Source organism: Bradyrhizobium yuanmingense, from assembly GCF_900094575.1.
In the GTDB taxonomy this organism is placed as follows: Bacteria; Pseudomonadota; Alphaproteobacteria; order Rhizobiales; family Xanthobacteraceae; genus Bradyrhizobium; species Bradyrhizobium yuanmingense.
Map to the genome: position 1 here is coordinate 558,630 of NZ_FMAE01000002.1, position 12,259 is coordinate 570,888.

Annotated in this window: 11 protein-coding genes; 6 read left to right on the top strand and 5 right to left on the bottom strand. The window is 64.0% G+C overall.

The features are described 5' to 3' along the window. Positions 1-197: 197 nt before the first annotated feature. Positions 198-752 (bottom strand): ActR/PrrA/RegA family redox response regulator transcription factor, encoded by a 555-nt coding sequence (locus tag GA0061099_RS07740; RefSeq protein ID WP_036002403.1) that lies wholly within the window; start codon positions 750-752, stop codon positions 198-200. Between the two features lie 102 nt (positions 753-854). Continuing rightward, entirely contained in the window at positions 855-2,177 is a 1,323-nt protein-coding gene (locus tag GA0061099_RS07745; RefSeq protein ID WP_074447629.1) for an ActS/PrrB/RegB family redox-sensitive histidine kinase, read from the bottom strand. 119 nt (positions 2,178-2,296) lie between these two features. On the opposite strand from GA0061099_RS07745, the gene GA0061099_RS07750 reads away from it, so the two are divergent. From GA0061099_RS07750 to GA0061099_RS07765, 4 genes are all read left to right on the top strand, one after another. Beyond that, positions 2,297-3,100 carry an ABC transporter ATP-binding protein gene (locus tag GA0061099_RS07750; protein ID WP_036023980.1) on the top strand — a complete coding sequence of 268 codons (804 nt, stop codon included), beginning with the start codon at positions 2,297-2,299 and terminating at the stop codon, positions 3,098-3,100. 200 nt (positions 3,101-3,300) lie between these two features. Then, a complete protein-coding gene (locus GA0061099_RS07755) occupies positions 3,301-4,119 on the top strand; it encodes an ABC transporter permease (RefSeq protein WP_036023979.1) in 819 nt (272 codons plus the stop codon). A gap of 121 nt (positions 4,120-4,240) precedes the next feature. Then, complete coding sequence (locus GA0061099_RS07760) at positions 4,241-5,569, top strand: polyhydroxyalkanoate depolymerase (protein ID WP_036023987.1); 1,329 nt, start codon at positions 4,241-4,243, stop codon at positions 5,567-5,569. A 217-nt stretch (positions 5,570-5,786) separates the two neighbouring features. Next, on the top strand, positions 5,787-6,626 hold the full coding sequence (locus GA0061099_RS07765) for a M48 family metallopeptidase (RefSeq protein WP_036023974.1): 840 nt from the start codon (positions 5,787-5,789) through the stop codon (positions 6,624-6,626). A 324-nt stretch (positions 6,627-6,950) separates the two neighbouring features. On the opposite strand, the gene GA0061099_RS07770 is transcribed toward GA0061099_RS07765, so the two are convergent. Beyond that, on the bottom strand, positions 6,951-9,161 hold the full coding sequence (locus tag GA0061099_RS07770; protein WP_036023971.1) for a transglycosylase domain-containing protein: 2,211 nt from the start codon (positions 9,159-9,161) through the stop codon (positions 6,951-6,953). A gap of 170 nt (positions 9,162-9,331) precedes the next feature. Here GA0061099_RS07770 and GA0061099_RS07775 point away from each other — a divergent pair, with 170 nt between their 5' ends. Then, positions 9,332-9,757 (top strand): DUF1330 domain-containing protein, encoded by a 426-nt coding sequence (locus GA0061099_RS07775; RefSeq protein WP_036002330.1) that lies wholly within the window; start codon positions 9,332-9,334, stop codon positions 9,755-9,757. A 129-nt stretch (positions 9,758-9,886) separates the two neighbouring features. On the opposite strand, the gene GA0061099_RS07780 is transcribed toward GA0061099_RS07775, so the two are convergent. Beyond that, positions 9,887-11,110, bottom strand: a complete 1,224-nt coding sequence (locus GA0061099_RS07780; protein ID WP_036002328.1) for an ABC transporter substrate-binding protein — start codon at positions 11,108-11,110, stop codon at positions 9,887-9,889. A 134-nt stretch (positions 11,111-11,244) separates the two neighbouring features. Then, positions 11,245-11,628 carry a DUF1304 domain-containing protein gene (locus GA0061099_RS07785; RefSeq protein WP_081492917.1) on the bottom strand — a complete coding sequence of 128 codons (384 nt, stop codon included), beginning with the start codon at positions 11,626-11,628 and terminating at the stop codon, positions 11,245-11,247. A gap of 72 nt (positions 11,629-11,700) precedes the next feature. Between GA0061099_RS07785 and GA0061099_RS07790 the strand changes: the two genes are divergently transcribed. Further along, entirely contained in the window at positions 11,701-12,231 is a 531-nt protein-coding gene (locus GA0061099_RS07790; protein ID WP_036023966.1) for a methylated-DNA--[protein]-cysteine S-methyltransferase, read from the top strand. Positions 12,232-12,259 lie beyond the last annotated feature (28 nt).

Here is a 12,259-nt window from a genome sequence, read left to right on the forward strand (position 1 = left end):
TAGCCCGGATGGAGCGCAGCGCAATCCGGGACAATTGCAGCCCGTCGCGCCAATCCCGGATTACGCTGCGCTCCATCCGGGCTACGCAGTGTCGTACGGTGGGCAAAGCGAAGCGTGCCCACCAATTAAAATTAATCAGGATCGAAATAGAGAACGTGGGCACGGCGCTTCGCGCCTTTGCCCACCCTACGAGACCTTTACCTCGGCGCGCGCTTCGCCAGGATCCGCTGCAAGGTACGCCGATGCATGTTGAGCCGGCGCGCCGTTTCCGAGACGTTGCGGTTGCACATCTCGTAGATGCGTTGGATGTGCTCCCAGCGGACGCGGTCGGCCGACATCGGGTTGGCCGGCAGCTCGGATTTGTCCGTGTTGGTCGACAGCAGTGCGGCGACGACGTCGTCGGCATCCGCGGGCTTGGAGAGATAATCGATCGCGCCCATCTTCACCGCGGTCACCGCAGTGGCGATGTTGCCGTAGCCGGTCAGCACGATCGCGCGCGCATCCGGCCGCTTCTTCTTGAGCGCCGAGACCACGTCGAGGCCGTTGCCGTCGCCGAGCCGCAGATCCACCACCGCGAACGCCGGCGCCGATTTGCCGATCTGCGCAAGCCCGTCCGAGACCGTGTCGCATGATGTCACCGAAAAGCCGCGGCTCTCCATGGCCCGTGACAAACGCTCCAGAAACGGCTTGTCGTCTTCAACGATGAGCAGCGAGCGGTCGGTCTGTTCGTTCAGGTCGGCAATGGCGTTCAAGGTTGTTTCCTCTCTCCAGCGCATCGACATATGGCGTCGCAATCGCGCGGTGCCAAGGCGGCAAATGGTCGACCCGCCCCGTTGTGCGACGCAAGGTCGCGGCTATCCTATTGTTTCTTCGAGCGTCTCGATAGCCTCAAAACGCTGTCTCGGCCATGTGATCTGAACCACCGCACCATGGTCCGGAAAGATGCGGTTGGTAAACGAGACCTTCGCGCCGGTGCGCTCCAGCAAGGTGCGCGCGATGAAGACGCCGAGGCCGAGGCCGCGCCGTTCGCCGCCACCATCATCCTGGGGGCGTCGCCGCGACAGATAGGGCTCGCCGATCCGGTTGAGGATATCGGGTGGAATGCCCGGTCCGTCGTCGGAGATCACGAGCTCGATATGGTCCTGGTTCCACCAGGCGTTCACCTCGACGCTGGTGCGGGCGAAATCGACCGCGTTCTCGACGATGTTGCCGATGCCGTAGAGGATCGCGGGATTGCGCGAGCCGACCGGCTCCGCCGCCGCGGCCACCGCGATCCGCACCTTGATCTCGACGCCGAAATCGCGATGCGGCGCCACCACCTCCTCGATCAGCTCCGACAGCTTCATGTGATCGAACGGCGCGCCGGTGGGGGAAAGCTGGGTGATCTTGCTGAGGATGTCGCGGCAGCGCTGGGTCTGCTCGCGCAAGGTCTTCAGGTCGGCGGCGATGCTTGGCTCCTTTACCGTCTTTTCCAGCTCGCGCGAGATCAGGAAGATCGTCGCGAGCGGCGTGCCGAGCTCGTGTGCGGCCGCGGCGGCAAGACCGTCGAGCTGGGTCAGGTGCTGCTCGCGCGTCAGCACCAGTTCGGTTGCGGCCAGCGCGTCCGCAAGCTTGCGCGCCTCCTCGGTCACCTGGAACGAGTAGAGGCTGGTGACGCCGATCGCGAGCGCAATCGAAAGCCAGACCCCGACGAGATAGACCGGCGGCAGCACCAGGGGATCCTCGGAATCCCACGGCAGCGGAAAATGGAAGAAGAACAGGATCGACGCGCAGGCCACCGCGAGCAGGCCGAGGCCGAAGGTGAAACGGGCCGGCAGCGCCGTGGCCGAGATCAGCACGGGCGCGAGGAACAGGAACGAGAACGGGTTCTGCAGTCCGCCGGTGAAGAACAACAGGCCGGCCAGCTCGACGATGTTCAGCGCGAGCAGGCCGGCCGCCTGCATCGGCTCCAGCCGCTGCATCGGATTGGCTGCGGTCTGGAGTGCGAGGTTGAGCGCCGCCGAGAGCGCAATGATGCTGACGCAGGGAATGATCTCGACGTTGAACTCCAGCCCCTGGGCCACGATGAAGATCGCGGCGAGTTGCCCCAGCACCGCCAGCCAGCGCAGCCGCAGGATCGTGTCCAGCCGGATATGCCGCTGCGCGTTATGGAAGTCGGAATCGGCAATTTTGGTCATATCGGCCAATGTGGCGGCGCCTTCCAAGGTCACGGACGCCGGGCTGACGGAACCGCCCGGTGAGGAGCCCTTACATCGAGCCTTGCGCTCGCCGATGCAATAGCAGAAGAACGGCCAGCATGACCGAGAATGGCAAGGCTTCAAGTCGGCCGACTGTCGCGGATCGAGATTCGTCCGCGGCAATTGCCGTCGATCACCTCGTCAAGGTCTACAAGCAGACCCGCGCCGTCGACGACATCTCCTTCTCGCTGCCGCGCGGCAGCATCACCGGGCTGCTCGGCGGCAACGGCGCCGGCAAGACCACAACCATCGCGATGATCATGGGCTTGGTGCTGCCGACCTCCGGCCGCGTGCAGGTGCTCGGTCACGAGATGCCGGACGAGAGTGCGTCCGTGCTGGGGCGGATGAATTTCGAAAGCCCCTATGTCGACATGCCGATGCGGCTCACGGTGCGGCAGAACCTCACCGTGTTCGGCAAGCTCTATGCGGTGAAGAACCTCACTGAGCGCATTGCCAGGCTCGCCGCCGATCTCGACCTCGGCGATTTCATCGACCGCGCCAACGGCAAGCTCTCCGCCGGGCAGAAGACCCGCGTTGCGCTGGCAAAGGCGCTGATCAACCAGCCGGAGCTGCTCTTGCTGGACGAGCCGACCGCCTCGCTCGACCCCGATACCGCCGATTGGGTGCGGGCGCATCTGGAGCGGTATCGCCGGGACAACAACGCCACCATTCTCCTCGCCTCGCACAACATGCTCGAGGTCGAGCGGCTCTGCGACCGCGTCATCATCATGAAGCGCGGCCGCATCGAGGACGACGACACGCCCGAGGCGATCATGGCCCGCTACAACCGCACCACGCTGGAGGAGGTGTTTCTCGACGTCGCCCGCGGCCGGGCAAACGGGGCGAAGGAGGCGGTGAGGTGAGGGAGAGCTGTAATCGTAACTTCAATGGAGCGACGTCATTCCGGGGCGCGCGGAGCGCGAGCCCGGAATCCATAACCACAGGCGGCAGCTGTGAGGCGAGACTGGTAAATCCGAGTCTTCGCCAAATTCAATGGATCCCGGGTTCGCGACTACGTCGCGCCCCGGGATGACACTTTCCATCCCGGCCACGGGGTACGGCCATGACCGAGCTCTCCCTCCACCGCGGCATCTCGCTCCACCGCATCGGCGCGATGATCCTGCGCTATTGGTATCTGCTGCTGTCGTCCTGGCCGCGGCTGCTCGAGCTGCTCTATTGGCCGGCGCTGCAGGTCATCACCTGGGGCTTTCTCCAGTATTACATCGCCGAGAACGCCAATTTCTTCGCGCGCGCCGGCGGCACGCTGATCGGCGCCGTCATCCTCTGGGACATCCTGTTCCGCGGCCAGCTCGGCTTCTCCATCTCGTTCTTGGAGGAGATGTGGGCGCGCAACCTCGGCAATCTCATGATGAGCCCCTTGAGGCCGATCGAGTTTCTGTTGGCGCTCATGGTCATGAGCCTGATCCGGCTTGCGATCGGCATCATTCCGATGACCCTGCTCGCGCTGTTCCTGTTTCACTTCAACATCTATGCCCTCGGCCTGCCCCTGATCGCGTTCTTCTGCAATCTGATCTTCACGAGCTGGTCGGTCGGCATCTTCGTCTCGGGCCTCGTGGTGCGTAACGGCCTCGGCGCCGAGAGCATCGTCTGGACCTTGATGTTCGCAATCCTGCCGCTTGCCTGCGTCTACTACCCCGTCAGCGTGTTGCCGGTGTGGCTGCAATACGTCGCCTGGGCGTTGCCGCCGACCTATGCCTTCGAGGGCATGCGCGCGCTGCTGATCGAGCAGACCTTTAGGAGCGATCTGATGATGGAGGCGTTGCTCATCAACGCCGTCCTTTTGGTTGCATCTTTAGGGGCATTCCTTGCCCTTTTGCGCAGCGCAAAGCGGCACGGCTCGCTGCTGTCGGGCGGTGAATAAAGTCACTTTCCCGTGGATTCAGGCTGATTTGGCGGTTTTCGGCACGTAGATGTACGGAACCATGCATTGACGCAATATTACGCATTCGGCAGTATGCTGCGATGCGAAGAGGAATATGACGATGCCTATTGGTGAGTTCGGCGGCGCACCGCCCCTGGCGGCAGAAGGCAGTCCGGCCCTGACGACGCCGATGTACTGGATGTACGAGATGGCGCACGCCTCTCTCAATCCGGCGCGTGCGGTCACCGACGCGACCAAGCTGCTGTTTCAGAACCCCCTCAATCCCTGGTCGCGCACCGAGGTCGGCAAGTCGGTCGCCGCGGCCTGCGAATTGTTCGAGCGCACCACGCGCCGCTACGGCAAGCCGGAATGGGGTCTCAACGACACCGAGGTCAACGGCATCCGGGTCCCCGTCGAGATCCGCTCGGTCTGGGAAAAGCCGTTCTGCAAGCTGCTCTACTTCGACCGCAAGTTCGCCCGTCCGCTGCGCAGTCCGCAACCGCGTGTGCTGATCGTGGCGCCGATGTCCGGCCATTATGCGACGCTGCTGCGCGGCACGGTCGAAGCCTTCCTGCCGGCGCATGAGGTCTACATCACCGACTGGGCCGATGCCCGCATGGTGCCCTTGAGCGAAGGCCGCTTCGATCTCGACGATTACATCGACTATGTCATCGAGATGCTGCATGTGCTTGGCGGCAACACCCACGTGATGGCGGTGTGCCAGCCCTCCGTGCCCGTCGTCGCGGCGGTCTCGATCATGGAAGCGCGGCGCGATCCGTTCGTGCCGACCTCAATGACGCTGATGGGCGGCCCGATCGACACCCGCCGCAATCCGACAGCGGTGAACAATCTCGCCCAGGAGCGCGGCATCGACTGGTTCCGCAACCACGTCATCACCAAAGTGCCGTTCCCGCATCCGGGCATGATGCGCGACGTCTATCCAGGATTCTTGCAGCTCAACGGCTTCATCAGCATGAATCTCGACCGGCACATGGATGCCCACAAGCAGCTGTTTGCCCATCTGGTGAAGGGCGACGGCGATCTCGCCGACAAGCATCGCGACTTCTACGACGAATATCTCGCGGTGATGGATCTGTCGGCCGAGTATTACCTGCAGACCGTCGACACCGTGTTCGTGAAGCACTCGTTGCCGAAGGGCGAGATGACCCATCGCGGAACCCGCGTCGATCCTTCCAAGGTCAAGCGCGTCGCGTTGATGACGGTCGAAGGCGAGAACGACGACATCTCCGGTCTCGGTCAGACCGAGGCGACGCACACATTGTGCAGCGCGATTCCCGATCATCGCCGCGTTCATTACGTCCAGAAGGGCGTCGGACATTACGGCGTGTTCAATGGATCGCGTTTCAAATCGGAGATCGTGCCACGGATTCACGACTTCATGGTTTCGGCTGCGAATCCTGCTTCGTTGCAGGCGCTTGCGGCTGAATAACCTCGAATTTCGGCTTTCCCGTCGAAATTTAGGCCCCTGTCGCGGCCTCCGGCGGGCGCAACTCCACGCCAGATTCGCGGTATTTAGGTAGCTTTATAGGAGTGAGTCAGCCCTCACCCCTTGGGGGTGTTGCATGCGTCCAGCGGGGGCGAAAAAAGCCGGTTCCAACCCCAGTCTGTAGGGTCTCCCGGACGCCTGACCGCTGTATATTGGGCAAATGATTTGTTTTTGCGCCGAGCGCTTCCCATGGCGGCGGTTATGGCAGAATCCGGGCGCCCTCCTGCCCCCCGGACTGACAGACATGGCCACCCGCGCACTCCTTTATCGTAGGCCCCACGAACCGAAGACCCTCGTCATCACCCACGGATCGCAATTTTTTGCGATTCGGCTGCGCCGGCACCGCCGCGCGCGCCGTTACACGCTCCGAATCCATCCGAGCGACCGCGAAGCCATCCTCACCATGCCGCCGCGCGGCACGCTTGCGGAGGCCAAGGACTTCGCACAGCGTCACGGTGCGTGGATCGCAGCGCGCCTCGGCCGCTTGCCGAAGGCCGCACCGTTCCAGCCGGGCACGGTGATACCGCTGCGCGGGACGCCGCATCGCATCGTTCATCGCGCCGGCACCCGCGGCACGGTGTGGACCGAGGTGCGTGACAGCGGTGAGCGCATTCTCTGCGTCGCCGGCGGCCTCGAGCATGTCGATCGGCGCGTCAGCGATTTCCTCAAGCGCGAGGCGCGCCGCGACCTGCAGCGCTCGGCGGAGGTCTACGCGGCCGAGCTCGGGGTCAGGGTCAAGCGCCTCTCGATCCGCGATCAGTCCAGCCGCTGGGGCTCCTGCACCTCGGCCGGCTCGCTGTCGTTCTCCTGGCGGCTGATCCTCGCCCCGCCCTTCGTGCTCGACTACCTCGCCGCGCACGAAGTCGCCCATCTCGTCGAGATGAACCACTCGCCGCGCTTCTGGCGCGTCTGCGGCAAGGTCTGCCCGTCGATGGAGCGCGCCAAGAAGTGGCTCGACACGTACGGGAATGATCTGCACCGGTATGGCGTCGAGGATTAGTTCCTCGCAGATCAGGCCGCGCTCCCAGCGCTGTCATCGCCCGCGAAGGCGGGCGATCCAGTACGCCGCAGCAGCCGTTATGAATCTCGATGCCTCGGAGTACTGGATTCCCCGCCTTCGCGGGGAATGACAGGAGAGAGTGGGCAGGCATCACCGCTCCATTATCGCCACACTTCGCGACGATTGCGCCGCTTGCCTGATTAATCCCGGCGCATCAACCGCTTCGCAGCATCCAGCGCGCATCGCGCCGGACCTCGTCTTCTACTGTGCATGGGGTTGTTTTCGCAGTTTGTGCTTTGAGGCCCGAAGGGTCCCAACCCACAACTACCGATTCCCGCCGAACAGCCGGTCCATCAGCCAGCCATCGAGCCCGGCTGCCGCCTCGGGGCGCACATTGGCGCGCGTCGGAGGCGGCGGGCGATAGCCGCCGGCGTTCGGTTGTGGCGGTGCCGCGGGCGTCGGCGGCGACACCTGCGAGGCCGCCTGCGCGAGGTTCGACAGGCCCCAGCCGCCGGGTGAGCTCGGCAACGCCGCCACCGGCACGCCCTCGTGCGCGGCCTTCATGAAGCGCGACCAGACTTCGACCGGCAGGCCGCCGCCGGTCGCCTTCTTGGTCGGCGAGTTGTCGTCGTTGCCGAGCCAGACGCCGGTGACGAGACTCGCGGTGTAGCCGATGAACCAGGCGTCGCGATAATCCTGGCTGGTGCCGGTTTTGCCCGCCGCCGGCCAGCCCGGGATCTCCGCCTTCTTGGCAGTGCCCGAAACAAGCGTCTCCCGCATCATCGCGTTCATCATGCCGACATGGCGGGGGTCGATGACCTGGTTGCGCTCCTCCGCCTGGCGCATGTAGAGCAGCTTGCCGCTGACTGTCCTGATCCTTGTGACGACATGCGGCGCCACGGCGAGGCCGCCATTGGCGAACGGCGCATAGGCGCCGACCAGCTCGACCATGGAGACTTCGGAGGTGCCGAGCGCGATCGAGGCGTTGGGCTCGAGCTTGGAGGAGATGCCGAGGCGGTGTGCGGTGCGCACCACGTTCTTCGGCCCGACCTCGAGGCCAAGACGGATCGCGACGGTGTTGAGCGACATCGCCAGCGCCTGGGTCAGCGTCACCGCGCCGAAATATTCATGGGTGTAGTTCTCAGGACGCCAGCCCTTGACCTCGATCGGCGCGTCCTGGCGCATGGTGTCGGGCGTCAGCCCCTGCTCGAGCGCGGTCAGGTACACGAACGGCTTGAACGAGGAGCCCGGCTGACGTTTTGCGGTGACCGCGCGGTTGTACTGGCTGTCGGAATAGTTCCGCCCGCCCACCATGGCGCGCACTGCGCCGTCGGGCGTCATGGCCACCAGCGCGCCCTGGCTGACGTTGAACTTCACGCTCTTGGCCGCGAGCTCGTCGATGATGGCGGCTTCCGCCACGCTCTGCAGTTTCGGATCGATCGTGGTCTCGACTTTGATGCTCTCGTCGATCTGCCCGACCAGATCGTCCAGCACCTCGCCGATCCAGTCGGCGACATAGTTCACCGTGCCGGCGCCGGCCGGCTTCACGTTGTAGGAGGGATGGCCGATCGAGGCCTTCGCCTGCGCGTCGGTGATGAACTTCGCATCCGCCATCGCCGCGAGCACGATCTGGGCCCGCGCTTCGGCACCTTCCGGATTGCGGTTCGGGGCAAGGCGGGACGGCGACTTGACGAGGCCGGCCAGCATCGCGGCTTCCGCGACCGTCACGGCCTTCGCCGACTTGCCGAAATATTTCTGCGCTGCCGCCTCGACGCCGTAGGCGCCCGAGCCGAAATAGACCCGGTTGAGGTAAAGCTCCAGGATCTCGTCCTTGGAATGCTTGCGCTCCAGCCAGATCGCGAGCTCCACCTCCTGCAGCTTGCGCCGGATAGTGCGCTCCTGGGTCAGGAACAGGTTTTTCGCGAGCTGCTGCGTCAAGGTCGAGCCGCCCTGCGAGACGCCGCGATGAAGCAAATTGGTGACGAGCGCGCGCAGGATGCCGACCGGGTCGATGCCGAAATGCGAATAGAAGCGGCGATCCTCGATCGCGATGAACGCCTTGGGCAAATACGGCGGCAGATCCTTCAGCGCGACATTGGCGCCGGCCATCTCGCCGCGCTGGGCCAGAATGCTGCCGTCGATGCCGACGATCTGGATCGTTGGCGGGCGCTTCGGGATCTCCAGCGACTGGATCGGCGGCAGATGCGCGCCGACATAGATCACGACGCCGATCACCGCGATGACGCCCCACAGGCTCAGCACCGCGCCCCAATAGACAAGGCGGCCGAGACCGAACCCGCCACGCGACTTCGCTCGACGCTTGGCGCCGCTGCGGCCGGCTGGCGCCTTGCGCTCGCGCGGCGGCTCGGTGCCGGCATCCTCGCTCTTGCGCTTGGCGGATGGTTTCGCGGATTTCTTCGGCTTGTCGTCGCCGCCGGGAACGCGGTCTGCCGGGGTGAGCCGCAGATCGGCGAGCGCCGCGGGCAAGCCGAACAGCGGCTCCTTCCGCGCACCCTTTTTCTTTCCCCACGCCATACGCAAAACGCCCGGTCAGCCCGCCCCGCCGAGACGCTAGCGGTCGCTGTTTAAGGCCGGGTTACCCCGGCGTTAACGCACGATTAGGAGATGCGGCATTCGCCGGCCGCAGTTCCGCTTCGGGGGCCGCAAGGCTAGGATCGCTCGTATCAATAAGATGAGGGAGCGCCATGGGCCATATCGATCCGACCAAGGAGATCTTCGCGCAATTCCGGGAGAACGATCGGCCGGGCCCGATCCACATGCTCAACCTGGTGCGCCTGCGCAAAGAGGCGGCCTATCCCGACGGCCGCAAGGCCAGCGGCGCGGAAGCCTATGCGGCCTATGGCCGCGAAAGCGGCCCGGTGTTCGAACGGCTCGGCGGGCGCATCGTCTGGCAGGGCAAATTCGAGCTGATGCTGATCGGCCCGCAGGAGGAACGCTGGGACCATTGCTTCATCGCCGAATATCCAACCGTCGCCGCCTTCGTCGAGATGATCCGCGACCCCGTCTATCGTGAGGCGGTGAAGCACCGCCAGGCCGCGGTGGAGGATTCGCGGCTGATCCGGCACGCCGTGCTGCCGGTCGGGAAGAACTTTGGAGAGATACCGACCTGAACGCCAAGTAGGAGGCTCTCTCGATCGTCATGGCCGGGCTTGACCCGGCCATCCACGGCTTCCTTGACGCCCCAAGAACGTGGATGCCCGGGACAAGCCCGGGCATGACGTCGCAGAGGCAGATGCGTTCTAGCCCGACGGGCCGGTGTCCTCGATGATCGGTCCGAACAGCTCCCAGCGCTCGCCGTTGAACTTCATCATCTGCATCTGCTTGTTGACGCGGTAGTCGTTCGGCCCGGTGTTGATCTTGATGCCGGGCAGCGCCAGGCTCGGCGTGTAGCCCTTGATATTGGCGGCCTGCTTCATGATGTTCGCACGCGTCAGATCGTCGCCGCATTGCTTCAAGACCTGCACCAAGAGCTCGGCGACCGAATAGGCGTAGGTGTTGATGGTGTTGAGCTTGTCACCTTCCGGGAAATACTTGTCCATGAAAGCGAAGAAAGCCTTCACGCCGGGATCGTCCTTCCACTGCGGGTCGCTCGGCTCCTTGCCGTAATTGGTCGAGATGATGCCCTTGGAGATGTCGAGGCCTGCCGGCTTCAGCGTCGCCGAAATCGGGCTCGCATTGATGTCGAGGATGTGCACTGGCGTCCAGCCGAGATCGGCAAGCTTCTTGATCGCCTGCGCCGCGAATTTCGGCGTCGAGGCGTTATAGAACAGGTCGACGCCCATCGACTTCAGCTTCACCACCTGCGAGTCGACGGTGGGGTCGGTCACCTCATACGACACCTCGCCGACGATCATGTTGGCCTTGTCGCCGAGGCCGCTCTTGAGGCCGGCAAGATAGTCGCGGCCCATGTCGTCGTTCTGGTAGAGCACGCCGATCTTGGCGTTGGGGTGATTGGCGAGAATGTATTTTGCGTAGATCCGCCCCTCGGACACATAGTTGGGATTGTAAGCGATGGTCCAAGGATAGTTCTGCGGATCGTTGAAGCGCGCGGCGCCGGTCGAGGCCAGCAGCTGAGGTACCTTCTTGCCGTTGAGGTACTTCTGCACGGCGGCGTTCGCGGCTGTGCCGATCAGCTGAAAGGTGAACAGGACCTCGTCGCCCTCGACCAGCTTGCGCACCTGCTCGACGGTCTTCGGCGGCGAATAGGCGTCGTCATACTGGATCAGGTTGATCTTGCGGCCGTTGATGCCGCCCTGATCGTTGATCATCCTGAAATATGCGGCCTGGGTCTTGCCGATATTGGCGTAGACCGAATAGGCGCCGGAGAACGGCACGGTCTGGCCAATCTTGATCTCGGTGTCGCTTGCGCCGGTGTCGTATTTCTTCTGGGCGAGGGCCTGGCTGGTCGAGACTGCGACGGCGAACGCCGCCGTGGCAGCTAAGAAGGCTCTGCGATTGTTCATATTGGAACGTTCCTCCTGACGGAATTATCGGCCGATGGTCTTTCTCCGTTGATTGCAACGGTCGCCATCGCTGCCGAAGATTGTGGAGGAAGCTTCGCCGCAGCGCAAGGATCGCGGCGCTGTGCCGTAGCGTCTCAGGCGAGAAACATCGCAATCAGCGCGATTGCCGCCGGCAGCGCCTGCACGATCAGGATCCGCGTGCTGACGGTCGCCGCGCCATAGGCGCCGGCCACGATCACGCAGAGCAGGAAGAACACCTTGATCTGGAATGCGAAGGCCGGGTTGCCGTGGAACAGGCCCCAGACCAGGCCGGCCGCGAGGAAGCCGTTATAGAGACCCTGATTGGCGGCCAGCACCCTGGTGATCTCGGCCTTCTCGGGCGAATTCCGAAACACCTTCAGGCCCAGCGGCTTGTCCCAGAGAAACATCTCCAGGACGAGGAAGAAGACGTGCAGCGCCGCGACCAGCGCCACCAGGATATTGGCGATCAGGATCAAGGCGAGCTCCCCCAAAAGCATCAGCTTTCGGGTGGACGTTAGCACGGCCGCCGTGGCAAGTGCGATCGATGTGTTTCGATTGCTGGTGCCGCAATGTCCGCTCGATCAACCAAGGTGCCTGAACGCTTCGGTCTCGACCACCTGGCGACGCCGATCGGGATTGCGCTGCTCGTCACCGATGCCGAGGGCAAGCTGCGCGCGCTCGACTGGGAAGACTATGAGCACCGCATGCGCGATCTGCTGCGCCTGCACTATGGCACAGTGGATCTGCGTGATCAGCCTGCGCCGTCGGACATGCGGACCGCACTCTCGCGCTATTTCGACGGTGATCTCGGTCAGCTCCAGAGCATCGCATGGCGTATCGCCGGCACGCCGTTCCAGCAAAAAGTCTGGACCGCGCTCGCGCAGATCCCCGCCGGCACCACGATGAGTTACGGCGCGCTCGCCGCGAAGATCGACATGCCCAGGGCGATACGAGCCGTCGGCCACGCCAACGGCTCAAATCCGATCAGTGTGGTGCTCCCGTGCCATCGCCTGATCGGAGCGGACGGTTCGCTGGTGAAGTATGGTGGTGGCCTCGAGCGGAAGAGATGGCTGCTGCGGCACGAGGGGGTGGAGATTTGACGCGCAGCTCAGATGCTGTTCGGGTTAA

Bases quoted from the DNA above. Each gene is read 5' to 3' on its own strand.
- GA0061099_RS07745 (WP_074447629.1), bottom strand. From the start codon at position 2,177: ATGACCAAAATTGCCGATTCCGACTTCCATAACGCGCAGCGGCATATC.
- GA0061099_RS07750 (WP_036023980.1), top strand. From the start codon at position 2,297: ATGACCGAGAATGGCAAGGCTTCAAGTCGGCCGACTGTCGCGGATCGA.
- GA0061099_RS07755 (WP_036023979.1), top strand. From the start codon at position 3,301: ATGACCGAGCTCTCCCTCCACCGCGGCATCTCGCTCCACCGCATCGGC.
- GA0061099_RS07760 (WP_036023987.1), top strand. From the start codon at position 4,241: ATGCCTATTGGTGAGTTCGGCGGCGCACCGCCCCTGGCGGCAGAAGGC.
- GA0061099_RS07765 (WP_036023974.1), top strand. From the start codon at position 5,787: ATGATTTGTTTTTGCGCCGAGCGCTTCCCATGGCGGCGGTTATGGCAG.
- GA0061099_RS07770 (WP_036023971.1), bottom strand. From the start codon at position 9,161: ATGGCGTGGGGAAAGAAAAAGGGTGCGCGGAAGGAGCCGCTGTTCGGC.
- GA0061099_RS07775 (WP_036002330.1), top strand. From the start codon at position 9,332: ATGGGCCATATCGATCCGACCAAGGAGATCTTCGCGCAATTCCGGGAG.
- GA0061099_RS07780 (WP_036002328.1), bottom strand. From the start codon at position 11,110: ATGAACAATCGCAGAGCCTTCTTAGCTGCCACGGCGGCGTTCGCCGTC.
- GA0061099_RS07785 (WP_081492917.1), bottom strand. From the start codon at position 11,628: ATGCTTTTGGGGGAGCTCGCCTTGATCCTGATCGCCAATATCCTGGTG.
- GA0061099_RS07790 (WP_036023966.1), top strand. From the start codon at position 11,701: ATGTCCGCTCGATCAACCAAGGTGCCTGAACGCTTCGGTCTCGACCAC.